The 25531-nt window shown below is 34.9% G+C and carries 21 protein-coding genes; 10 read left to right on the top strand and 11 right to left on the bottom strand.

Translation table 11 applies throughout. The annotated features are described in order from the left end of the window. Positions 1 to 49: 49 nt before the first annotated feature. The 6 genes from ku to YQ22_RS16370 all read left to right on the top strand — a co-directional run bounded on the left by ku (position 50) and on the right by YQ22_RS16370 (position 8760). The gene (ku, locus tag YQ22_RS16395) at positions 50 to 823 is read left to right on the top strand and encodes a non-homologous end joining protein Ku (protein WP_071342051.1); all 774 of its coding nucleotides are present in this window, start codon (positions 50 to 52) and stop codon (positions 821 to 823) included. Between the two features lie 3 nt (positions 824 to 826). Continuing rightward, the gene (ligD, locus tag YQ22_RS16390; protein WP_071342050.1) at positions 827 to 3244 is read left to right on the top strand and encodes a DNA ligase D; all 2418 of its coding nucleotides are present in this window, start codon (positions 827 to 829) and stop codon (positions 3242 to 3244) included. Positions 3245 to 3322: 78 nt separating this feature from the next. Continuing rightward, positions 3323 to 4537 carry a GAF domain-containing sensor histidine kinase gene (locus tag YQ22_RS16385; RefSeq protein WP_071342049.1) on the top strand — a complete coding sequence of 405 codons (1215 nt, stop codon included), beginning with the start codon at positions 3323 to 3325 and terminating at the stop codon, positions 4535 to 4537. A gap of 179 nt (positions 4538 to 4716) precedes the next feature. Then, the gene (locus tag YQ22_RS16380; protein WP_071342048.1) at positions 4717 to 6777 is read left to right on the top strand and encodes an ATP-dependent helicase; all 2061 of its coding nucleotides are present in this window, start codon (positions 4717 to 4719) and stop codon (positions 6775 to 6777) included. Between the two features lie 8 nt (positions 6778 to 6785). Further along, positions 6786 to 8177, top strand: coding sequence for an exonuclease domain-containing protein (locus YQ22_RS16375; RefSeq protein WP_071342047.1), 1392 nt, complete (start codon positions 6786 to 6788; stop codon positions 8175 to 8177). Between the two features lie 130 nt (positions 8178 to 8307). Next, on the top strand, positions 8308 to 8760 hold the full coding sequence (locus YQ22_RS16370) for a ferritin-like domain-containing protein (RefSeq protein ID WP_071342046.1): 453 nt from the start codon (positions 8308 to 8310) through the stop codon (positions 8758 to 8760). A 71-nt stretch (positions 8761 to 8831) separates the two neighbouring features. Here the strand turns inward: YQ22_RS16370 and YQ22_RS16365 are convergent, their stop codons facing one another. Further along, the gene (locus YQ22_RS16365; RefSeq protein ID WP_071342045.1) at positions 8832 to 9899 is read right to left on the bottom strand and encodes an endonuclease/exonuclease/phosphatase family protein; all 1068 of its coding nucleotides are present in this window, start codon (positions 9897 to 9899) and stop codon (positions 8832 to 8834) included. A 116-nt stretch (positions 9900 to 10015) separates the two neighbouring features. On the opposite strand from YQ22_RS16365, the gene YQ22_RS16360 reads away from it, so the two are divergent. Beyond that, entirely contained in the window at positions 10016 to 10519 is a 504-nt protein-coding gene (locus tag YQ22_RS16360; RefSeq protein WP_071342044.1) for a DUF1572 family protein, read from the top strand. 27 nt (positions 10520 to 10546) lie between these two features. Here YQ22_RS16360 and YQ22_RS16355 read toward each other — a convergent pair whose 3' ends face one another. Continuing rightward, complete coding sequence (locus tag YQ22_RS16355; RefSeq protein WP_058102500.1) at positions 10547 to 11032, bottom strand: Lrp/AsnC family transcriptional regulator; 486 nt, start codon at positions 11030 to 11032, stop codon at positions 10547 to 10549. Positions 11033 to 11168: 136 nt separating this feature from the next. On the opposite strand from YQ22_RS16355, the gene YQ22_RS16350 reads away from it, so the two are divergent. From YQ22_RS16350 to YQ22_RS16340, 3 genes are all read left to right on the top strand, one after another. Next, positions 11169 to 12215 carry a DUF1852 domain-containing protein gene (locus YQ22_RS16350; protein ID WP_156894589.1) on the top strand — a complete coding sequence of 349 codons (1047 nt, stop codon included), beginning with the start codon at positions 11169 to 11171 and terminating at the stop codon, positions 12213 to 12215. A 10-nt stretch (positions 12216 to 12225) separates the two neighbouring features. Continuing rightward, positions 12226 to 13254, top strand: a complete 1029-nt coding sequence (locus YQ22_RS16345; RefSeq protein WP_071342043.1) for a methionine synthase — start codon at positions 12226 to 12228, stop codon at positions 13252 to 13254. 90 nt (positions 13255 to 13344) lie between these two features. Next, a complete protein-coding gene (locus tag YQ22_RS16340; RefSeq protein WP_071342042.1) occupies positions 13345 to 14175 on the top strand; it encodes a sulfite exporter TauE/SafE family protein in 831 nt (276 codons plus the stop codon). A 186-nt stretch (positions 14176 to 14361) separates the two neighbouring features. Here the strand turns inward: YQ22_RS16340 and YQ22_RS16335 are convergent, their stop codons facing one another. The 9 genes from YQ22_RS16335 to YQ22_RS16295 all read right to left on the bottom strand — a co-directional run bounded on the left by YQ22_RS16335 (position 14362) and on the right by YQ22_RS16295 (position 25507). Next, a complete protein-coding gene (locus tag YQ22_RS16335) occupies positions 14362 to 15153 on the bottom strand; it encodes an aspartate dehydrogenase domain-containing protein (RefSeq protein WP_071342041.1) in 792 nt (263 codons plus the stop codon). A 70-nt stretch (positions 15154 to 15223) separates the two neighbouring features. Then, positions 15224 to 16669 carry an SLC13 family permease gene (locus YQ22_RS16330; protein ID WP_058102496.1) on the bottom strand — a complete coding sequence of 482 codons (1446 nt, stop codon included), beginning with the start codon at positions 16667 to 16669 and terminating at the stop codon, positions 15224 to 15226. A gap of 1 nt (position 16670) precedes the next feature. Beyond that, positions 16671 to 17483: an aspartate/glutamate racemase family protein gene (locus tag YQ22_RS16325; RefSeq protein ID WP_083414284.1), complete on the bottom strand. Its 813-nt coding sequence runs from the start codon at positions 17481 to 17483 to the stop codon at positions 16671 to 16673. A gap of 36 nt (positions 17484 to 17519) precedes the next feature. After that, entirely contained in the window at positions 17520 to 18407 is an 888-nt protein-coding gene (locus tag YQ22_RS16320; RefSeq protein ID WP_156894588.1) for a BPSS1187 family protein, read from the bottom strand. A 23-nt stretch (positions 18408 to 18430) separates the two neighbouring features. After that, complete coding sequence (locus YQ22_RS16315) at positions 18431 to 19288, bottom strand: creatininase family protein (protein WP_071342039.1); 858 nt, start codon at positions 19286 to 19288, stop codon at positions 18431 to 18433. Between the two features lie 49 nt (positions 19289 to 19337). Beyond that, positions 19338 to 20279, bottom strand: a complete 942-nt coding sequence (locus YQ22_RS16310) for an MBL fold metallo-hydrolase (RefSeq protein WP_083414283.1) — start codon at positions 20277 to 20279, stop codon at positions 19338 to 19340. 22 nt (positions 20280 to 20301) lie between these two features. Continuing rightward, entirely contained in the window at positions 20302 to 22335 is a 2034-nt protein-coding gene (locus tag YQ22_RS16305) for an amidohydrolase family protein (RefSeq protein ID WP_083414282.1), read from the bottom strand. A gap of 46 nt (positions 22336 to 22381) precedes the next feature. Continuing rightward, positions 22382 to 23503 carry an FG-GAP repeat domain-containing protein gene (locus YQ22_RS16300; RefSeq protein ID WP_071342036.1) on the bottom strand — a complete coding sequence of 374 codons (1122 nt, stop codon included), beginning with the start codon at positions 23501 to 23503 and terminating at the stop codon, positions 22382 to 22384. 6 nt (positions 23504 to 23509) lie between these two features. Then, a complete protein-coding gene (locus tag YQ22_RS16295) occupies positions 23510 to 25507 on the bottom strand; it encodes an amidohydrolase family protein (RefSeq protein WP_071342035.1) in 1998 nt (665 codons plus the stop codon). Between the last annotated feature and the right edge of the window lie 24 nt (positions 25508 to 25531).

Raw genomic sequence — 25531 nt, 5'->3', positions numbered from 1 at the left:
GGTAAATGAAAATTACCGGACAAACACCAATTAACCCTAATTAAAAATTATGAGATCAATTTGGAACGGTTCAATAAGCTTTGGTCTAGTATCTATCCCTATAAAATTATTTTCAGGCTCTGAAGATAGAAAGTTGGATCTAGATATGTTAGATAGTCATGACGGTGCAAGAATACGCTACAAACGTGTAAATGAAGAAACTGGGAAAGAAGTGGAATGGAAAGATATAGTAAAAGGCTATAAAAAAGATGACGAGTACATTGTTCTAGAAAAGGAAGATTTTGAAAACGCGAACATTAAAAAGAGCAAGACCATTGATATAGAGCAATTTATCATGGAAGATGAAGTGTCAGATGTTCTTTTTAAAAAACCCTATTTCATTAAACCCCAAAAAGGTGGTGAAAAGTCATATTCATTATTACGAGATGCATTAAAGAAAACCGAAAAATTAGGTGTAGCTACTTTTGTAATGCGCCAAAAAGAACATTTATCATTAATAGGTGTTTATAAAGATGCTTTGGTATTGCATGTAATACGATTTCAAGATGAGATTCGAAGCACTGAAGAATTAGAACTTCCAAAGACTAAAATTGCTAAGAAAGAAATGGATATGGCAATGTCTTTAATTGAGCAGTATACCGAAAAGTTCGATTTTGAAAAGTTCAAGGATATTTATAACGAGCAACTTTTAAAAATTATAAACTCCAAAGCTTCCGGTAAAATTTCAAAACCCGAAAAATTCGAATCTAAACCTACTCCCGCAAAAGACCTAATGGCACAACTGAAAGCGAGTTTGGAAAAACGAGAAAAAAAAGCATCTTAAACCGTGAGCTTAAAACAGTATTATGATAAGCGGAATTTTGAGAAAACCCCCGAGCCTAAAGGGGAATTACAGCCTGTTTCCAACAACCAAAGATTTGTAATTCAGCGCCATGCGGCAAGTAGATTACATTATGACCTTAGGTTAGAAATCAACGGAACACTCAAAAGTTGGGCAATACCTAAAGGACCTTCAATGAATCCGACAGATAAACGCTTGGCTGTGCGTACTGAAGATCATCCACTAGAATACCTGACTTTTCACGGCACAATACCAAAGGGAAATTACGGTGCAGGCCATATGATTATTTGGGATACGGGAACTTTTGAGGTGGATACCAAGGAAACGGATAAAGAACTATCCGAACAACTGGCAATAGGCAATATCAAATTGAATTTTTACGGGAGTAAAATTAGAGGACGTTTTGCATTAGTTCGTACCACTTCAAAAAACGATACCGAACAATGGTTACTGCTTAAAAAGAAAGATGAATATGCCATTACCACTTTTTATGATGCTGAAACATTGGTTCCTATTTCTACAACACGAAAAAAGAAATTTACCACACAACTTAAACCGGGATCCATATTACAGCCCATGCTGGCATCTTCCACTAAAGATATATTCAATGACCCAAATTATATTTTTGAACTTAAATGGGATGGCTATAGGGTTATAGCACACATTACAAAAGGTAGGGTACTCTTACAGTCAAGGAATGGTATCAACTATAACATCAAATTTTCCAAACTTCATGATGAATTAGCCACTATTGAACACGATGTTATTTTAGATGGTGAAGTAGTTCTGGTGGATAGCAATGGCGTATCGCAATTTGGTGAACTTCAAAATTACCCTGACAGTACGGGAGAATTACGGTATTATGTTTTTGACATGCTTTACCTGAACGGTCATAGCATGCTGGACCTAAAATTGATAGAGCGAAAAAGTCTTATCAATGATGTTATAGGTGATTTGACTATAACGCAATACTGTGACCATATTGAAGGTATGGGTACCGCACTTTTTGAAAAAGCTATTGAAGCGGGTATGGAAGGTGTAATGGCCAAAGAGCAAAATTCCAATTACGCTGTTGGATCCAGAACAGAAAAATGGTTAAAAGTCAAGGGCGTTCAAAGTACAGATGCTATCATCTGTGGTTTTACCGAATCCGCTAATAGTCCAGAATTGATCGGCTCTTTAATTCTTGGTCAATATCAACAGGACAAATTAAAATATATCGGCAATTGTGGTACAGGCTTTACCGATAAAAGCCGTAAAGAATTACAATTACTTCTTTCTAAATATGAGGTGAACGAAAATGTGTTTGAAAATAAAATAACATTAAAAGGTAGAATACCACACTGGACACAACCTATATTGGAATGTGAGATTATATTCTCTGAACTCACAAAGAACGGATTGTTAAGAAATCCTGTTTTAAAACGTATTAAAAGTGAAATTACTAAAATACCAATTGAACCAAAAAATACCGAGGTGAGCATTAAAAAATCAACATCCTCAAAAGAGTTTATTACTATTGACGGATTAAAAGTGCCCATTAGTAATCTAGATAAAATATATTGGCCAGAATCAAAAATTACCAAGTTCAACCTGATTGATTATTATTTGAATATATCTGATTACCTACTACCCCATTTGATCGATCGTCCCCAAAATTTACATCGTCATCCAAATGGTATACATCAAGAAAGTTTTTATCAGAAGGATAATGATTACTTGCCCGATTGGTTTGAGACGGTATTAGTATACTCCAAATCTTCTGAACGCGAAATAAATTACCTAATGTGCCAAAATACCGCGTCATTAATTTATATGGCCAATTTAGGGTGCATTGAAATTAATCCGTGGAGTTCTAGAAAATTGAGCTTGGACAAGCCCGATTACGGCATTATTGATTTAGATCCACCAAAGAATATGGCATTTAAAAAAGTGGTTGAAGTAGCAAAAGAGTTCCATAAAATATTAAGAAATCTAAATATTGAAAGTTTTTGCAAGCTATCTGGATCTAAAGGCATTCATATTTACCTACCCATGTCTACCAAATACAGTTATGAGGAAGTCCGAAATTTTATTAAACTTTTATGTCTATTGGTGGAAGAAAGACTACCAGAATTGACCACTTTAGAACGTAGTATAAACAAACGAAAAGGTAGGATATATTTAGACTATTTACAGAACCGTAGAGGTCACACCATTGCATCGGTCCACTCGGTAAGACCAATTGTGGAAGCACCAATTTCTGCCCCATTACATTGGCAAGAATTAAATAATAAATTAACCCCTAGACATTTTAAAATGAAAGATTATATAACAAGAATTAAAGAGCAAGGCGACTTGTTCAAAAAAATTTCAGAGGTTAATTTTGACATGAATAACGCACTTATGCAAATAGATAAATAATTTAATGTAACTTCAATAAACTTCTGTGTATATTTCAATACTTTATAGCTTTTGTAAAACTACCAGCAACCCAATATAATGATCGAAAATTTCAATCAAACAATTAAAGATGTACAGTCTATTAAAATACTACCTACTATTCTAGATGTCATAGTACAATCTACAGGATTAGGTTTTGCAGTGGTTGCCAAAGTCACTTCAAAAAAATGGGTTACGTGTGCAGTTAAAGACAATTTGGAATTTGGTCTAGTACCCGGTGATGAACTTGATATTAAAACAACATTTTGCCGAGATGTTAGACATACCAATACGTTGGTGGTCATAGACCATGTTAATGAAGATGAAAAATTCTGCAATAATCCAATACCGATCCAGTATGGATTTCAAAGTTATATTTCAGTACCTATCCTTTTGCAGAATGGAACGTTTTTCGGTACACTTTGTGCTTTAGACCCCGCACCGAACAAGCTTAACAATTCTAAGGTTATTGGTATGTTCACCGCTTACGCTGAACTTATATCATTTCATTTAGATGCTATAGAAAAATTACGTCTAAAGGATTTAGAAATTCAAAAGAAAGATTTTCTATTGGAATCTTTTGATTTTGTATCTAGCCATGACCTTCAAGAGCCGTTGAGGAAAATACAGATGTTTTCCAGTGTAATACTCGAAAAAAACTGTGAGACGTTAAATTCGGAGACTATAAAATATTTGAACAGTATAAAGAACGAATCCCAGCGCATGCGTAATATTCTGAATGACCTATTGGTGTTTTCAGAATTCAAGAAATCTTCGCAGGAATTTGTACCTGTTGATTTAAATGTAATTGTTGAAAATGTTCAAAAAAGATTATCAAAAGATTTTTCTGAGTGTAATGGGGAAATCGTAATCGGTGATTTACCTAAAGTACCCATAATGCCCGATCAAATTGAACAGCTTTTTTACAATTTGATGATCAATGCAATCACCTTTAAATCTAACGATTGTAATTTAGAATTATCCATTACCAGTAAAATTGAACATGGTAGTAATTTAGCATATAAAAAATTAGATATTGGTACCAAGTACTGTAAATTAGTATTTACCGATAATGGTATAGGTTTCGATCCTAGATACAATGAGAAAATATTTGGTATGTTTAATCGTCTCGATTCAGAAAAGCAAAGTCATTCTACAGGAATTGGATTAACAATTGCCAGAAGAATTACTGAAAACCATAAGGGATTCATCATAGCCAATGGCGAATTAAATAAGGGAGCTACATTTACCGTTTATTTACCCATGACACAATAGATAACTTTTATAACTTAGTAAATATTAATCTATTTGTATTAATTTTGTAATATAAATCAACCTCCCTTTCATTTATTTAAAATTCCACTATCCATGGTAAAAGCCAATGGTTTAGAAGCGGAATAGAAAATGTAATAAGACTCTTTCGTCCTATTCAAAAGTTTGTAGTACACTACTAAATGCATTTAAAAGAAGAATTAAACAAACAACAATTAAAGGCCGTTGAATTTACGGGCAAACATTTGCTAGTACTTGCAGGTGCAGGTACAGGAAAAACACGAACTATTATAGCCAGGGCAGCATATTTGATCGAGAATGGAGCTAATCCATCAAAAATTCAGATATTGACTTTTACAAAAAAAGCTGCCAATGAAATTGTGGAGCGTGTTAAAGCTAGTTTACCACAATCTAACGGGCGGTCTTTGAGCGGTGCCACTTTTCACAGTTGGTGCAACCAATTGATTATAAAATACCCTAATTTATTTGGTGCCGCCAATTTTACGGTCATAGACCCAGACGACCAGTTAGGGTTAATGAAAATGGTCTCTGGCAGCCACAGTGATGTTTATAGCAAGCTGCGAATTAAACCCCAGCAATTACTGGATGTCTATTCTTATGCTAGAAACACAAAAAAGAATCTAACAGAATCTATACGAACATTAATATATAAAGGCAAAGAAGATAAGGATACAGATTACGAGATAACGGCCATGAAACCTAATGTAGAAATTTTACTCAGGGCTTATCAAAAGAAAAAAATGGATCAACGTTATTTAGATTATGATGATCTGTTGCTCGTTGTCTCCACACAGCTAAAATCCAATCCCGAAGCTAGGAAGTTTTTATCCCAAGACCTTGACTATCTACTTATTGATGAAATGCAAGATACCAACCCATTGCAATGGGAGCTACTTTCTCCCTTTATCGATATCTGCAGTTTATTTTGTGTAGGTGATGATGCACAATCTATCTATTCATTTAGAGGTGCAGATTTCAGAAATGTGCATCAATTTAAAGAACGGGTAAAAGATTCTGAAGTATATAAGCTTGAAAAAAATTACCGCTCCACGCAAGAGATACTTGATATCTCAAATTGGCTGTTAGAAAAATCGCCCATTGACTATAAAAAGAAGCTGCAATCGGTTAGAGGAAACGGCGAAATACCCATACTGCTTAATGTTAATGATGAGTGGCAAGAGGCAAATTGGGTAGCCGATGAAATATTAAAAAATTATACCGATGAAGACCGTCGTTTTTCCGATCATCTTATTTTATCACGTTCCCAGTATTATACCAAAACCTTACAAGCGGTTTTTATAAGAAGAAAAATTCCATATGTAACGTACGGAGGGCGTAAATTTTTACAAGCTGCACACATTAAAGATTTGGTTTCACTATTAAGAATAGTCAATAACCCATACGATGAAATTGCATGGGTAAGATTCCTGACTTTCTGGGAAGGAATTGGTGAAGTAAGAGCTTCAAGAATAATGGCGGTCATATTGGCTGATGAAGGTAAAACTGATATCCCTACTCTATTACAAAGTGCTATTCCCGGTAAAGACGGAATCAAAATTGCCGACCTCTATAATGCAGTACAAAAAGAGAAGGGCAAGGTTGGCAAGATGGTAGATATCGCTTATGAAGCTATGTCGTTGGGCTTGGCATTTAGGTATCGTAAAGATTGGATAGAAAAGCGCAAAAGTGATTTCCCTGTGCTTAAACTTTTGGCAGATAGCTATGCCAGCTTAGGTGAATTTATAGGTGAAGGTCTGTTGGATAACGCAGAAAAAATGAACGGCTCACCGGTGCTAAGTGAATCTCAATTGGAAACCGCAGAAGAAAAAGACCATGTAATCATCTCTACAATTCACTCTGCCAAAGGGTTAGAGGCAGATGTGTGTATAGTGTTGAATGTATCGCCCAAGGCATTTCCTTCCTCATGGTCGTTAGATGATGTTGATGCCATTGAAGAAGACCGTAGAGTATTGTATGTTGCTTTGACAAGAGCTAAAAACAGGTTGATAATCACAAGAAATACCGCCTCAATTTCAGCAATTCATGGTAAAGCCATTCCCACTAATATGGGGCAACAGACCAATGCTGCCGAAACTTATTTCTTAACGGCCGTACCAGATACCTTGGTAAAGCAAGAAACTATTGGTCATGATTTTAGACCAGTTAAAGATGCCCCCGAACCTAATAATATTGACCTTTCTTCAGGAATGGATTTTAGCTAGTGATCAGAATGCAGGACAGAAAATTTGCTATTGTAACCATGACCACTTTTGGTTATAAGCCTAACCCATTAAGAATAGTTCAACTATCTATAAGCAAACTTAGAAGTGAATATTACGAGACTATTTTCACTACTAATATTAACCCCGAAGAGCGAATACCTAATTACATTCAAGAAAGAACTGGGTTGACCGATAGTATTCTTTTAAAAGCACCTACTTTTTCAGATGTTGCCAATACGATCTTACAAGAACTTGAAAATCACATTTTGGTTGGTCATAACGCATCGTTTCTTCATTATGCGTTACAATCAGAATTCAAATATTTAGAGTACTCCTTTAAAATTCCGCAACTATGTACCATTCGGTTGGCTAAGAAATTAATGCCGAATATGACCAGTTATGAATTGCCTTATTTAAGTAGTGTATTAAATATTCCATTTACACCTTTCAATGATTTGGAAGAATATAGCAATGCGGTAGATATCTTATTGCAAAGATTGATACAACTTGATGATGAGGATGTAATTTCCAAATTTTTAGCACCTAAGGTAGAAAAAGAGCATTTTGCTCCGAAGAATATTCAATATCAAAAATTGAACACGCTGCCAAATGTACCGGGCGTTTATAGATTTCAAAATCAAAGTGGAGAAACCCTATATGTTGGTAAAGCAAAAGATATAAAGAAAAGAGTCTTGAGTCATTTCTATAATTCAAGTGAGAAAGAAATTGCATTATGCGATGCTACTTTTCATATAGATTTTGAAACAACCGGAAGTGAGCTCATTGCCTTATTACGAGAAGCAGATTTAATTGATAAAATAGACCCACCGTATAATTACATACAAAAGAAAAATTATATCACTTATCACATCATACCTCAAAAAAATAAAAAAGGCATACTACAACTAAAAATTGAACGAAGACCTTTTGCGCACTCGCCTACCGAAATATTTTTAAGAAGAGGCGATGCCATTAAACGCTTGATCCAACTGACAGAAAAATTTAAGTTATGCCCGCTACAAACCGGGTTGAAAACAAAATTAGGTAGATGTACGCACGGTGAATATAATGAATGTGATGGTGTCTGTACCGGTGAAGAAGAAATTGGCAGCTACAATCATAAAGTGGAAAATGCCCTGGACTATCTAAATAATGAAAATGATAATTATATAATTTTTGAAAAAGGACGCACCAAAGCAGAGCGTAGTTTTATCTTAATTCTACATGGTGTTTACCAAGGTTACGGATTTATTGATAATTCACAATCATTTTCTAGCATAGAGGATTTTAAAGATATGCTTGATTCTAAAAAGCATTCTTACCATACTGCCAAAATTATCTCTAGCTATAGGCAACGTAATCCATGGAAAATTAAGCCTTTGTTCACAGTACAGGAATAAATAGTTAATCATATTAACATATAATATGTTAAAGTTGGTAATAGTATTTTTTGCATCAAAATCATAAGCGAATACAGCAAACTAAATAGTTCTAAGCCTATAATTTTAAGTATAATTAAAACTTAAAAATATGGAAACGAAAAATAGAACCTTAGTAAATAGATTAGAAGAAATTTTAGAAAAGAACCGTGATGCCCAAAAAGGATACGCTAAAGCAGCTGAAAATGCAAAGGATCATAATTTAAAGGCATACTTTCAGAACAAATCTGGAGAGCGAGGCACATTTAATCAAATTTTACATAAAGAGCTAGTGGCTAGTTATGATGAAATCGACAACGATGGTAGCTTTACCGGTACCTTGCATAGAGCTTGGATGGATGTAAAAGCATTTTTTTCTGGAGATAATGACGAATCTATGCTAGAAGAGGCAATCAGAGGAGACAAAGCTGCTGTAGAGGAATATGAAGAAGTATTGAATGATAGTCAATTACCTGCTAACGTTGCACTGGTAATTAGAGAACAATTGGTAAAAATTAGAACCGATTTAAACAAAGTAAAATCAATGGAAGATTTAATTAATTAGGTTTTTCTTTATGTCTAAAAGGGCAATGGTATCATCCGGTTCTATTGCCTTTTTTTTTATTTATAGCTATTTTATGAAGTCTTGTTTTCAGTGGTAATCTGACTTTTAGCTGTGTTAATTTCTTCTTCAGAAGGTTCAGGAAGTTTTTGCTCAGCTGATAATTGTGGCTCAAAACTAAATTTGGTGTAAAAAGGAAAATGATCAGAGCCAATATCCGTACCTAAACTAATGTCTTTCACTCTAAAATCTGCCGATGAAAATATATGATCTAAAGGCCAGCGCATAATATAACTCTTGGCATTAAAGGTATTGAACAACCCCCTACCCTTTCTAGAATCCAGCAAACCACTTACTTTCTGGAATAATTCCGTGGTCTCGGACCATGCCACATCATTAAAATCACCCATTACAATTACAGGATACTTGGATTTTTTACTAAGTAGGGCAATTTTCATCATTTCTGCATCTCGATCTACAGATGATGGGTTATGCTGTGGAGTTGGCGGTGCCGGGTGAATAGCAAAAATTTGTATGGTATCCTTTGATGGTAATACCAATTTTGTATGAATGGAAGGTATGGTATCTTCAACCATATATTTTACACTAGGTTCAAAAAGTTCATATTTAGAAAACAATACCATGCCATACGTATTGTCTAAAGGCACTTCTACCTGGTATTCATATTGGTTTTGAAAACTCTCTTGAATTTTATTTAACCATTTATGATCTATTTCAGTGAATAATAAAATATCCGCTTTTTTATTTTTGGCATCTTCAAGAAGTAAATTTTTCCTCTCATTCTCTTGCAACACATTTGCAGCATAGATAGAGAGGAATACCTTGGCATTTTCACTTGCCTCTTCAATTTCATATTTAGCCAATGGTGTATATATGTAAATCTTTCTAAGTTGAACCCCAATACAGATCAAAAGAATTAGAACAAAAATTTGATCAACTCTACTTTTTAATTCAAACCTAAAAAAGTAAGTCAAAAAAGCTAAAACAGTAAGCACTGTTAGTTGTAGGTGTGGAAAATCGAATATTCTAATTACCCAACTGTTTAGAGGAATATAAGGAAAAATGGTTAGGACGATGGCAAGAAGTCCGAAAGCTCGAAGAAATAGTTTAAATTTTGACATCTTTAGTTGGTAATCAATATTGTTGGTTTTTGGCTATTTATGGATAAGTTACGCCAATTAACCACGTGATATTGATACAATCAGATTAATTTTTAAAACATTATAATACTTTATAAATGAAATCAACAATAGCATTAGCTAATAGATTTAGAGAAATAATCCTCCATGGAACTTGGGTAGCAAATACTAATTATAAAGACCAATTAGAAAATTTGGATTGGAAAATTGCTGTATCGAAAATTGATTCTCTCAATACTATTGCACTATTAGCTCAACACGTACATTACTTCGTTAACGGAATCAAAAATGTATTTAACGGTGGAAATCTTGAAATAAGAGACAAACATAGTTTTGATTTTCCTGAAATAAGATCACAAAGTGAATGGAAGTACTTCTTAAGCAAATTCTGGGAAGATTCAGAACATCTAGCAAAATTAATAGCGCAATTACCTGAAGAAAAATTAAATCAAGAATTTGTGGATGTCAAATACGGAACCTATAAAAGAAATATTGATGGATTAATTGAACATAGTTACTATCATCTTGGACAAATTGTTTTGATAAAGAAAATAATAGTAGAAAAGCAAGGCATACAAATAAACTCTAAACCTAGAGAATAGAATACTTACACTACAAAGAACTACTAATTATATAGGTACGGCATAACTGTGTTTTATAACACCAATGACAAAAGTACTATGTGCACTTCCAATATTCTTTACCGACCCTAACTCGTTAATCACAAAAGATTGATAGTGTTTCATATCCTCTACCATGATTTTTAATAAAAAATCATAGTCGCCCGAGATATTGTAACACTCTACCACTTCTTTAAGGGAAACAATATCTTTTACAAACTTATTTCCTATTTCTTTAGTGTGCTCCTTTAAGGTGATGTTACAGAATACAGTTAGTTGCTTACCAACTTTTTCAGCATTTACAATAGCTGTATACTTTTCAATTAGACCTTCCTTTTCAAATCTTCTAATCCTTTCATAAACAGGTGTAGGAGATAAATTTACTCGTGCTGCAATTTCCTTAGTTGTCAATTTAGCATTGTTCTGAAGTATTCTGAGCAACTTCAAATCAATGATATCCAGATTTTCTAAAGAATAATTATCTGTTTTTTTCATTTTCACAATCTTCAAAAGATAAAATTGCTACAATAATACAACAAAAAGATAAATCATCTAACTTTTATCATTTACTAAATTAATTCATCTTTTAATTTCAATTTTGTAAGACATAAAAACTAAAAATTATCTTTAGATGAAATCGGTCGTATTAAAAAATTCTGAGGTCAACAAAAAGAAAGCAATTGAACACTCGCATAAAACCATTAATAATGATGTTGTATTCCAAATAAAGCGTACTTATTTCAACGAAAATTATATTCCGTCCAATAGTACTCGTACAACAACCAACTTTGCCAACTTGGCAAGAGGAGAAAATCGTCAAAAGAACTTACGTAGCACTATTCAAATGATCAACAATCGTTTCAATAGCTTAGCAAAATGGGATAACCCCAATTATGATAGATATTCCCTTGATTTAGAAATTATCTCGGTAGATATAGATATTGTTGCAAGTGGAAAAACATTTCCATCAATAGAAGTATTGAGAACATATATTAACGACCACAAAACAGGTAAACGCATTGAAGGTATTGTTGGGAATAATTTTTCTTCTTATGTGCGAGATTATGATTTTAGCATTTTACTCTCTGAACATAATAAGGGCAAAAACAACAATGGCATTCCAGATAATTTTGGTGAATTACACGGCAATATATTTAAGTGCTTTGTAAACTCTGAAACCTATATAAAACACTTTTCAAAACCTCCTGTAATATGCTTAAGTGTATCAAGCAACAAAACATATCATCGTACTGGAAATCATCACCCCATATTAGGTTTTGAATACGAAGGCAATAAGTCTTCCTTAACCGAAGAATATTTTGATAAAATGGGATTAAAGGTTCGTTATTTTATTCCACCTAACAGCGTTGCTCCATTGGCTTTTTACTTCTTTGGCGACCTATTATCCGATTATACGAACCTTGAATTAATTAGTACTATAAGTACAATGGAAACCTTTCAAAAGATCTATAGGCCTGAAATTTATAACGCAAATGCTGTTGCAGGACTTTACTATAATCCGAGTTTACATAATCAAGACCATTCTTTAACAAATATTGCATATGACAGAGAAGAGCGAACTAGGTTAGGAATAGCGCAAGGTAAATTTGCCGAAGAGCATTTTATAAAGCCTTATAAAAACTTTCTAGAACAATGGTCTGCTAACTTCACTATTTAATTATTTTATTATGAAAAATGTATTACCGACATCCACTGTTGGAAGTTTACCCAAACCTGCTTGGCTTGCGCCACCCGAAAAACTTTGGTCACCATGGAAACTAGAGGGTGATGAACTCATTGAAGGGAAACAAGATGCTTTACGCGTTTCTCTACATGAACAACAACTGGCAGGGATTGACATTATCAGTGATGGTGAGCAAACTCGTCAACATTTTGTAACTACTTTTATTGAGCATTTAAGTGGTGTAGATTTTAAAAATCGTAAAACCGTAAAAATTCGTAACCGTTATGATGCAAGTGTTCCTGTTGTTTTAGATGAAGTTACACGTCAAAAAGCAGTTTTTGTTGATGATGCCAAATTTCTACGTAAACAGACCCATAAACGTATAAAATGGGCTTTACCGGGACCAATGACAATGGTAGACACCTTGTACGATGACCATTACAAAAGTAGAGAAAAATTGGCTTGGGAATTTGCGAAAGCACTCAACCAAGAAGCAAAAGAACTTCAAGATACAGGGGTAGATATTATACAGTTTGATGAACCAGCATTCAATGTTTTCTTTGATGATGTAAATGATTGGGGAATGGCAACATTAGAAAGGGCTATTGAAGGTTTAAATTGCGAAACCGCAATACATATTTGCTACGGTTACGGAATAAAAGCGAACAATGATTGGAAAAAGACATTGGGTTCAGAGTGGCGACAATACGAAGAAATTTTCCCGAAAATTCAAAAGTCCAATATTGATATGGTTTCCTTGGAATGCCATAACTCACACGTACCTTTTCATCTAATGGAACTAATTCATGGTAAAAAAATAATGGTAGGTGCCATTGATGTGGCAACCAATACTATTGAAACATCAGAGGAAGTAGCTGATACACTGCGCAAAGCTCTTGAATTTGTGGCTATAGAAAACCTTTATCCTAGCACAAACTGTGGTATGGCACCGCTTTCTAGAAACGTAGCACTAGGTAAGTTAAGTGCTTTAAGTGCGGGAGCTGAAATTATACGCAATGAAGTTGGCTTTTAATTGGAAAATAGTATTCATTTATCGCTTAATTTTACCTTTTAAAAGTCAAAATAGATACCTAAAAACTAATTGACTCATTACAAATTACTTATGGATATATTCATTCTTTATTATTTAGCTGCTGGTGCTTTTGCCGGGCTTTTAGCTGGCTTGTTTGGTATTGGCGGAGGTATGATAATTGTACCCGCTTTAATATACATTTTTAAAGCACAAGGCGTTCCTAGTGCTGCACTTACGCATGTAGGTATAGGTACATCTCTTGCCACTATAATTGTTACATCAATTAGTTCACTCCGCGCACACAATAGTAAAGGTGCCGTAAATTGGAATGTATGGAAACGCATGGCGCCAGGATTGGTAATTGGCTCCTTGACCGGCGCTGCAGTTGCCTCCGTTATTCATGGCGACTCCCTTCAGGTAATTATTGGTGTAGGTGCTTTTTTAGTAGGGTTAAAAATGTTGTTCATGAAAAATAAATCATTACAAGAAAACGACTTTAGCAAATTGCCCTCACCTATTGGGCAAACCGGCTTAGGTGGTTTCATAGGTGCTATTTCTGCTATTTTTGGTATTGGCGGTGGGTCATTAACCGTTCCCATATTAAGCTATTATGGTTTAAAAATTCAGCATGCGGTTGGTACATCTGCCGCATGTGGCTTACCTATTGCTTGTGCTGGAGCAATAGGATTTCTAGTTTTTGGTCAATTTATTGACCCCAATGTAAAACAAGATTTACCAAATGGCGTATTAGGGTTTGTACACATGTATGCGTTTATATGTGTGAGTTTTGCTAGCTTTTTCACCGCACGAATAGGCGCAAAACTTGCGCACAAATTACCTGGGGCAACACTGAAAAAAGCATTCGCCGTTTTATTGTTAATTGTTGGGGTTAAACTAATTCTAAATTCTGATGTAATTTAATTCCCATGGGGAACCCCTTTTCTTAGCATATTTAGTCGTAACAGTTATCTCAAGAAAATATTTCAACATACCAATAACAGAAAATTCGATTTATTTGTAATAGAGAAATACATTATCAATGACCATACTGGACCAAACATAATTTTAAAAACAACACTCGGTAGCGATAAAATATAAACTTAAGAATTAATTGATTTTAACTGTAGCGTTCATATTGCTTAGTACACTCACCACACTTTTAATGGCTAAAAAACTTGTCTTTGGGTTATTTGGGCTTGGTTTATTCTCGGTACGCGTATAAATTTTGCCAAAACCACCTTCACAAGTAATCTCATGCATATTACTACTAGCATTGGGATCGGCAACAATCTCAATCATTAAGTTTTCACATTTAGATGCAAAATATAAACTAGCCGCGACATTAATATTTTTAGGAAATTCTTTTACCGCCTCACTTACCTTACCCTTCCAAATAGTTTGGCTAGTTTGTATTGATGCTAAATCAATATTTGAGTTTTCAAAAAATGGTGCCCCTTCTAAACTTTTAGGATGTTTTGTTGTCCTTAAAGCTATTGAAGTAATTTCATCATTTACAGCTTTAATAGCATCAAGACCAGCAATGGCACCAACAGGTAAAATAACCTCGCATTTTTTCAATTGTGACAAAGCCATTTTATTTTCATAAAGTCCGCCTGTACTAATGACAATTAACTTCTTGCCCGTCTCATCTATTTCTGGAAATTTCAATAACTGAGTAACCACATCTTTTGTAGCACATTCAATAATAATATCAACATCGTTAATTAAATCTGCTGTAATTTCCTTTTTAAATTGAACAGGATGCTCTTTAAAACCGCAGGTTTCTTTTGCAATCTCTTTACGTGCAACTATATATTTTAATTCGAAACTAGAATTTGCACAGATCCAATCTGCCAGATATTTACCTATGTTTCCAAAACCTATTAGGGCTATTTTCATATGCTTGATTTAATTGTAAAATGTATTATTCAGTTATCTAAAAACCTTTTTAAACGTCTTTATATAACGACTATAGTGATAAATCCCAAACCATTGGCAAAACAATATAGACCACTACAGTTAGTATAAGTATGGATATAATATTTAACCAAAAACCTTTTTTAACCATATCCTGCATTTCAAGATAACCAGAACCAAAAACTACAGCGTTGGGCGGTGTAGCCACAGGTAACATAAATGCACACGATGCTGCCAAGGTTGCTGCTATCATTAAGTAATAAGGATGCACCCCTAAAACCGGCGCTAAGGATACCAGAACGGGCAAAAGAATTGCGGTGGTTGCTATGTTAGAAGTTATCTCTGTCATGAAATTTACTATTGAAATCAAGATCATTAATAACAAAAAGAATGGTAAAACTTGCAATGCAGATAACTTACTCCCAATCCAAAGTGCCAATCCGCTCGTATCAAAGCCCAAAGCCAATGTTAATCCACCGCCAAATAGTAATAATATTCCCCAAGGTAGTTTAACGGCATCTTGCCAATCCATTAGTCTTTTACCTTTCTCACGAGTGGGTAAAAGAAATAGAATTACCACTGTCATCATTGCTATTATCGTATCGTCCATCTTAGGTATAAAGCGTTGCAACAAAAATGAACGAGCAATCCACGCAAAAGCGGTCACGGCAAATACCACTAATACAGATTTCTCTTCATAACCCATTTTTCCCAAAGCTTTTAATCGCGCTGAAATTTCAGAACGCCCCCCAGGGAAATCTTTTTGTTTAAAAGTAAAAGCAAATCTGGTTAAGTAATACCAGCATAAGAAAAGTAGAATAATTGCGATAGGAAAACCTAACACAAACCATTCTGAAAATGTAATTTCCTTACCAAAGGTAGTTTGCACAACTCCCGCCAATACCAAATTTGTAGGTGTACCGATCAATGTAGCAATACCACCAATAGATGCACTATAGGCAATAGCTAGCATCAGTGCTTTACCAAAGATTTTATTCTCATCTTTTTCAGTATCTGGGTTATCATTTAATTGATATACAATTGCCATGGCAATTGGTAAAATGATTACCGCTGCCGCGGTGTTAGAAATCCACATGGACAGAAATGCCGTTGCTAGCATAAAACCAAGTATGATATTGATAACGTTGGTACCAATAAGGTTGATAATGGTCAGTGCAATTCTCCTATGAAGGTTCCATTTTTCAATGGCTATGGCTAAAATAAATCCGCCCATATACAAGAAGATATATTTATGACCATAAGAAGTTGCCGTCTCGGTTAAACTTAAACCACCTGTTAACGGGAAAAGTATTAAGGGTAATAATGCAGTTACATAAATAGGGATTGCTTCAGTTACCCACCATATAGCTACCCAAGCCACAGAGGCTAAAACAGCATTTGCCTCTTTTGATAAATCCTCTGGATGAAATAAAAATAAAATTAAAAAGAAAACTAATGGTCCTAAAACACGACCGATATTCTGCTTAGAAAATTGCATATTAATTTTTTAAAATATAGTTCACACCTGCATCTGAATGAATCTTTGTAGTATTAAATACAGCGATATCCACATCTTCCGGAAAAATCATTAAAGGAAATTCAGTACACCCTAAAACCACTCCGTCGGCACCTTGCTCTTTGGCATTTTTAATGACTTCCATAACGTAATCCTTTGAAGATGGCACAATGTTGCCATACGTAAGTTCTTCAATTATTATTCTATGTAACTCGTCTATCACCTTTTGATTTTCAGGCACCAATACCTCTATACCATTATCTTCAATTCTTTTAGTAATAAAGGTTTCTTCCATACTATATTTTGTACCTAAGAACAGTACTTTTTTCACCTCCCTTTTATGAATCTCTTTAGCGGTAGCATCGGCTATATGAATAATTGGGAAATCAAGTTTCTGCTGAACCAAATCATATACCTTATGTGGTGTATTGGCACAAAAAAGTACAGATGTTGCTCCACCTCTATGTAAGCTATTAGCAGCATTAACGAGCATATGAGCAATGGAGTCCCATTTGTTTTCTATTTGAAAACGATGAACCTCAGCCTGATTAAGTGTGTAAACAAACAATGGTGGATTGGTATTATTGCCATAATGATCATTCACCGACTGATTGATCATGCTATAATACTCTATTGTAGAATGCCAAGAAGTACCACCAATTAATCCTAATGTATTCATCTTAGTAGCTACCTTTTCTTTCATATCCGTTTTTATTACAACTTCTTTGTTTGCCTCTTTACACGACGTAAATAGTAATAGCAGTAAGCAGCAATATTGATATATTCTTTTATTCATGTATTTTAATTTTATCTCCAATTGATGCTTTTATAATTAATTACCTTTTCCAAGTAATGCTATCCACTGGTCTTTATAACCCAAATTTCGCACTCCGTTAGAGTGTGCCCGCTTACCCTTAGGTACATCCAGATCAAAACCATAAATATGATCTTCTGGTATATTCATGGCTTTATAGGTTTTTTCTATAGTCTCCGCCATAGGTTCTTTTTTATGAAACGTTCCATAATAGCGGTCTACAGGAGTAACACTGGCAGTAGAATACCAATTTGCAATTTCATTTTTAGCGGAATAATCCCACCCACCAGAAAAATCGATTACTCTAGCTACCAAATGTGTTTTTGCAATAAATACAGACATACCTCCACCTTGAGATTGACCTGCCAAAGCTATTTCGCTCCATTTAGGCGAACCATTTTCTAAAAAACGGTTCCAATTACCCTGCTTATCATTTTCCGACAAATACATTAAAAGCTTGGTCAGCCTATTGACAATGGCATCGTAAGATGCATCTTCAATGAGGGGAAATTCCGTGTTACCGTACACTCTCCAATTTCTAAAATCTGCTGCGCAGTTTGCATTTGCTTCTAGATTCTCACCTTTACAAATCCTTGCAATGGCTGGGGTATTTATATATGACATATTAATTACAGCATACCCTTGTTCAATAGCAGTAGCGAATAAATTCTTAGGTCCTTTTAACGCAATACCATTGGTGCCTGGAATAAAAAGTAACAATTTACCCTGTTCATTAGAAGGATTATAAGCTATAAAATGAGGGGTATCGGCTTTTGTTATTCTACTATCAGTTTCAGAGGGTTTAATTTTCAAAACCACTTGCGGCTTTGGAAAAAGAATACTGTCTTGAGCATTAGCATACACAAAACATAATAGCGTTAAAACGGGTAATAAGATTTTTATCATAATTGTATGCTTTTATATAGTACTTATTGTGTTAACTCATTCCATTTATCAATAAAACCCCTACATGCAGCCACCATTCTCGAAATACGCTCTCCCCCTCTTTCTACCGTAGCTTGCTTAGGGTTTAATTCTCCCCAAACTCCGGTTTCGGTCATTTCTATAGTAGATGTTTTTTTACCTGTTTCTTCTGCTTTCAATGCTTCGGATAGAAATAACAACTTTGCAGTAGGTTCCTCTTTTATCACTTCTGGAAGCATTTTCTCTAAGTGTTTTGGTAGTTTCATTCCTGGATCGGTCGCTCTTTCTATTTCTACTAAACTGGGCATTAAATACAAACTATCACATGTTTCACTAACACCCGCATGCCTATCTAAAGAAGTGGTATTTTTAGTATTATCTGGTTTAAGAAAAGGAGATACAGCTACACTAAAATCAACCGCAACAGCTGCCGTTTTTTGATTAATTTGATCTACGAGAAAAGTGGTGATGGCTCTATTACCACCATGTGAGTTCATAAATATAAATCTTTTAAAGCCGTTTTGCACCAAACTTTCAACCGTTTCCATATGCACTCTGACAATGGTCTCTGCACTTAAAGAAATTGTACCCGGAAAAGCCATATGGTATGGAGACTGACCAGCCATTAATACAGGCGCAACCAATACCTCTCGCTCTTGGGCAATAAGCTTACAAAGTTCAACACCGTTTATAAAATCTGTACCAATAGGCAAATGGCTAGAATGTTGCTCTAAAGCACCAATAGGTATAATAACCATATCTGATCGCTCCAAAAAGCTTTCTACCTCTGGCACCGTCATATGTGGTAAGTAATTTTTAATCTTAGCCTCTTTCCATAACGGATTGGTTTGTGCTGCTGCCATTATATAGTTTTATTAATGCTTATCGATTATTAATTTTTAAAATATATTTCTATTGAATAGTAATGGTCTCTAAATGAACCGGCACTATAACTTTAGTTGCTGGCGAAACTGCTTTTACTTCATCAATAAATGGCATTACCTTTTTCTGAATTGGGTCTTCTTGCGAAGAACCGTATGGTACCCTAAAATTATCCCAATGTGCAGGAATTATGGTTTTTGGATATCCGGTTAGCTCTAACAGCCTTTCTGTATATTTATATATTTCCAATCGAGACAGATTAATACCAGGTATCAATACATCAGGCTTTAATCCTGCTACTTCTCTCTCTATAAAATTCATTGAACCCGAGGTAAGTATTTTGTGAGCATCTATTCGTAACAAAAACATAAGAGAACCACCTTCTATAAATTCCTCAACCGTTAAAGGTATTTTTAGTTCCTCTGGGTCCGAATATACTTTTGAATCAAAATAACGCTTATCTCCTAATGCCGAATGAATAGAAGGTATTACCCTAACTGAAAAATTATCGAATTGATAGTCTTCACCACCTTTAACCGTAATCAATTGTTTTTCTGGGATACCATATGCCTTTAAAATAGTAGCCGTAGTTTCGGTACCAATAACCACTGCACCAGTCTTTTTAGCGATATAAGGCACATCTGCTAAGTGATCCGTATGTGAATGATGCACTAAAATATAATCTGCCTTGGTAATAATTTTATTTATGGCTACAGTATCGGATTCGTAAACATCACCACCGCTATAAATTTTACGATTATCACCTTCTGCATAAAAACGAGGATTACCTTTTAGTTTAAGCCTAGATATATAAGGGTCTACCAAAATAGTGAGACTATCATTTGAAATTTCCCACCCTGCAACGCCAAGATATTTTAAATTAAGTTCTTGCCCACAAACAAAATGTACACCTGAACACAAGCAGAAAAACAATAAAACTATTACTTTTCGTGAATTAGAAGTATTCTTCATATGGTTCTATAAGTTCTTGTTATTAATCTCTGGTAGATTTAAAATCTGCCGCAATCCATAACGGTTCACTTTCATAGTAATTACCATTGGTTAGTACAGATGAAACAGTTCTAATATTATCTATATTCTCTAGAGGATTTTCATCAAGAATAGCTATATCTGCTTGTTTACCCACTTCTATGCTTCCGGTAACATCATCATATCCCATTGCTTTTGCAGGAATAATCGTTGCCATTTTTATTGCATCTAAAGGAGTTAGCTTACCATACTTCACATAAGATTCCATTTCAAGAAATAATCCGAATCCTGGAGCAAAATTGTCTGTTCCTGCAACCACAGGAATACCGGCTTTGTAGAATTTACCAATCACCTCTGCAGATTTAATGATATTCTGCTTTAGTTTTTTAGCACGCTCTTCACCAGCCCCAGCTCTAAATCTTTTACTCTCGAAAAGTTCGTAAGCCATTCTACCCGCATCTGGTTCTATAGTTTCCATTACCTGTCCTTTTGGTAAGGTACGTACCACACCTAGCCCAAGAGTAACATCTAGAACGGTCCCATGCTTTAAATAAAATGCAATAGCTTCATTAACCATTTCATCTGTCACCTCATTATCCACCATAAAAAATGGACCTAAATCAGATACTTTTTTATCTGTGAATAAAGCTGCTAAAATTCTATTGTAGTGACTAAGCATATCCATACCACTTTCAACAGCTACACGAGCATCATCAACCAAGGCAGGTACATGCCCCGTTACTGTCATCCCAACTTTATGTGCCTCTTCTGCCAATACTTTTAAAATTTCCGGCTCTATGGATGTGTAAATTTTAATTTGCTCATATCCATTATCATGGTATAACTTAACCACCTCTTTTGCCTCTTCAGCTGAGCGTGCCCTAATTATTCCGTTACCTTTAATACCAGGTCCATCTGTCATTCCGGCTAAAAGTATATCTGGACCTGTAGCCCCATCTTTTGCAATAGCATCTCTAAAAGCAGTGGCAAACTCCAACTCATTACCATTGTCGCGTATGGTAGTAACCCCACCAGCTAAATATGCCGGTGCCCATTGCACTTGATTAGAATGTGCATGCATATCCCACATACCAGGTATTAGGGTTTTACCGGACACATCTATTACCTTGGCATTTTCAGGAATAGTAATTTCGGGGGAACTACCTATTTGCTTTATTTTTCCATTTTCAATGATTATAGTCATGTTTTTCTGTACATCATCTTGCACACCATCAACTACATTACCCCCAACTAAAGCCGTAATTTCTGATTGCTCTCCTTTTAGTGCTGTAGTGTAATCTGTAAGTTGAGCCATTTGCTCTTCAACATTGCCTTTAATAAAAAGTGATTTGGCTTCTTCGTAGCCTTCTTTAATCAACTCTCTAATCTGGGTATTAGCCTTTACTACCGCTACCAAGTTTTTAGACTTATCTAACCAAATAGTTCTTCCGCCCCAGTTGATACCTTCAACAACATAGCGATCCAAGGCTACATCTTCACCTTTAATTTTCACGATATCCTCTCCTTTATGGGTAAGTGATACTTCTCCCCTAGGCAAGGTTGGCATAGAGGAAGCATTATGCTGTTTGAAATAATAATGATATAGCATCATTTCAATTCCTGCCGGTATGTTACTGTTCACTAAAAAGAATGCATCTTTTTTATCACTAACAACAACATCAAAATGTTTTTCCCAAACCGATACTTTGTCTCCCTGTATCTCCATTTTAATGATATTGGTGGTATCATTATTAGAAATACGACGACTGAAATACGATATAGGCTCTAAATCTGTAGTCAAAAATAGCTTAGACTCTACTCCACTAATTCTCCCCCTTTCATTCTCCCCTTGTATAGAGGTAACCGTAATGGTGTCTTTAGTAGATGTTATGGAGTAAGACTCTTTCCCTATTTGTGATTGTCTTCGATATACCAAAAACACACCTTCATCATTAAAATTTTGCCATTCTGAAGTTTCTGAAGAGCATGCGGACAAGAGTACTAGAAAAGTACACTTTAAAAGATTTTTCAAATTCATATCATTATGCTGGTTACTATATTTAATGTTTGTTCAAGATCGTTATTTAAGGAAATTTTGGAGTAAACCTATTGAAGTAATATCGGTTGATTTCGTCTGAGTTACTTTCAATGATGTCCAGTTTACCATCTCCATTGAGGTCAAAAACCGTAATATCATAGGTATTAAAATTCTCTTTTGCCAATTGTACGCGCTCCCAATTGTTACCGTCACCAGAGTTTATAAATACAGCATTAGGCTTTTGAACATTAGCTATGATAATATCCATATCGCCATCATTATCTAAATCACCTAAAGAAATGGCGTAGGACTTATCAAGACTGGAATCAAATTCCATTTTACGCTGATAGCTTTGTTTTTTATCCCCGAAATAAATAACATTTGGCTCACCAATATTTGCCGTAACAATATCTAAAAACCCATCTTTATCAATATCTGAAATTGCTACGGAACGTGTAATATCCTTACCTGTTCCGTAAGGAACTTTCTTGGTGAACTTTAGATTACCTTCATTTAAATACACCATATTTGGTTGGTCATCTCTATTCGCCAAAATCAAATCAAGATTACCATCACCGTTCATATCAGCAACTTCCACATCTATGGTAGAATCTTCCTTATTTCCAAAACCGATAGATTTAGAAAAAGTTCCATCACCGTTATTAAGGCAAATTTCATTTTCTTTTCCCCTATTGGTAATTAAAATGTCATTATCTCCGTCTTGATCAATATCGGCTACCACTATATTTCTAGTTGGTGCATATGCTACACCAAAACTAGATGCTCTTTCAAAGTTTCCCTTTCCATCATTAATGAAGATGTAGTTAGGTGCCATATCATTACCAACGGCAATATCTAAATCACCATCGCCATCAAAATCGGCAAGTTCAGTAGAATAGGTAGTTTCACTTTCAAAGCCAAGTTCTTTTGAAACTGTAAATACACCTCTTCCGTTATTTACAAATACCCTGTTTTGTCCTGGCCAGTGACGCCCGTTAGCCACCAAAATATCGGCATCGCCATCGTTATCTATATCACCAACACCTACAGAGGCCGTTCTTTCTTTATGTGTACCCAATATTAGTCTACCACTAGTAAAAAACTCAATTGATTGGGCATTGACCGTGGTTATTAAAAAAGAAAAGATTATTATAAGTTTAATTTTCATTGTTATCTATTTAAAGTGTTTAATACCCATTTTGTTGTAAAGCTCATCCGCATAAAAAATAGTACCTCCTTTTATGGTCCACTCTACCCTTCTAACATCACTAATATTTTCCACCGGATTACCATCAATAAGAATTAGGTCTGCATTTTTACCAACCTCTATGGAACCCAAATAATCTGACGTACCCGTAATTTTTGCCGAATTAATGGTCGCCATTTTTAATACTTCTGCTGCAGGTATACCCGCTGATTCATACAATTCTAATTCTCTATGGTATAAGAAGCCTGGTAAACCATCCGTACCCGGTACTATTGAAATACCTTTCTGGTACATATCATTTAATGCATTTAGCATATTCATGTAACTATCCTTAAACAAAGCTGCTTTATCACCTTCTTTTGGAAGTCCTCCACTATAAAAAGCCCGTTGCTCAATCAGTGGTAATCTCTTCATGATTTTACTATACGTTGGGCTAGGCACTCCCTTATTGGAAATAAACATATTTTCAAAAAGAGATATCGTAGGATCAATAACAATATCCTTGGATTTTAATAAGGACACAAAATCCAGATACTCCTTAGATTTTAAATCCACATCCGCCCCATGGTTAGCTACCATAGTAAACCTTAAAGGAGTACGAGTATCAATAGTATCTGACATGAAATTTAAGAACAACATATTCATATGCTGAATTTCATTATACCCTTGCTCTATTGCTTGAGTTGCCGTCATATACGCCGGTATATGTCCACTTACACGCATATTTAGTTCATGTGCTTTGGCTGCCAAAGGTTTAACCCATTCTGGTCTAATAGAACTATATAACTTAATTTGATCATAATCTAAATCTTTATACGATTGAATTTCTGCCAAACCTTCCTCCAAGTTATCAACTACGTTTCTTTGATTTGCAAAGGGTCCGGAACCGTCTATAATTCCACAAAAGATGACAATATTGGGACCTATAATTTCATTGTTATCAAACTGGGCACTTAACTGCTTTAATTGCTTATTATTAGCCATATCCCTAACAGAGGTTATACCACCTGCCAAGTGTAGCAGTCCCCTAAATTTGGTATTATGGGTATGCATATCAAACATACCAGGTAAAAGTGTTTTACCCGTACCATCTATTACCTGCGCAGTTCCATTCAAAACTTTTCCTTTGGATGGCTTTATGGATTTAATTTTTTTGCCTTCAATAAATACATCTTGATTGTTTACAATGGTACCTTCAGGTGTAAAGACATTTACATTTTTGATAATTACCTTATCTATATTATTGGAAAGCTCTTTTGCAATTTTGAAAAGATATTCATCTTCATATGTACTCTGCAAGCTTTGTAATTCTTTTCTAAACGCTTTAAAATCTTCCCTAACGATATGCAGATTACCAGAAATACTAGCGATCATTTCATTATCCTTCATCCAGAGATATCTAGGAATCATTTCTAGCCCTTTGATCATTAATAGGTTTAATGAAGTACTATCTGAAAGCGTTATTGAATACTGATCTACCAACTCTACTTCCCCTTCTGGATAAAGGGCAACTTTACTATTCTCAGATGTAGTTAAAAGCTGGGCAATAATTTCATACACCGCAGGTGACCCATCATGTCTAAAGTAAAGTGCCTTACCATTAAAATCGGCTTTATCTTCACTCATAGGATTTTTCCAAGAAGCAGAACCGTCAACACCACTAAAATTTTCAGAAATGGAATCTTTTAAATAGTTAACACCGGTAATAGATTCCGAAATGATGTAGTTGTCGCTATTCAGTTTTATCTCCTCAGTAACCTCTGGTCCACGTCCTCTATCCGTATAGGTATAAAAATATTTAAAGCTATTATCTGCCGTTTCCCATTTCTTATATTTACCGGCAAGTTTTTCACGAAACACAACATCGTAATTCGTTTTTTCACCACTTTCATTTTCTAATTTTGGAGCGTCTGAACAACTCACAAAACCTAAACATAATAGCGCAAAATATAATTGGTTTTTCATACTCTTGGTTAGAATTTATTATCT

It is taken from the genome of Maribacter sp. 1_2014MBL_MicDiv (genome assembly GCF_001865655.1).
GTDB lineage: Bacteria > Bacteroidota > Bacteroidia > Flavobacteriales > Flavobacteriaceae > Maribacter > Maribacter dokdonensis.
This window is presented reverse-complemented; position numbering and strand designations above follow the sequence as displayed.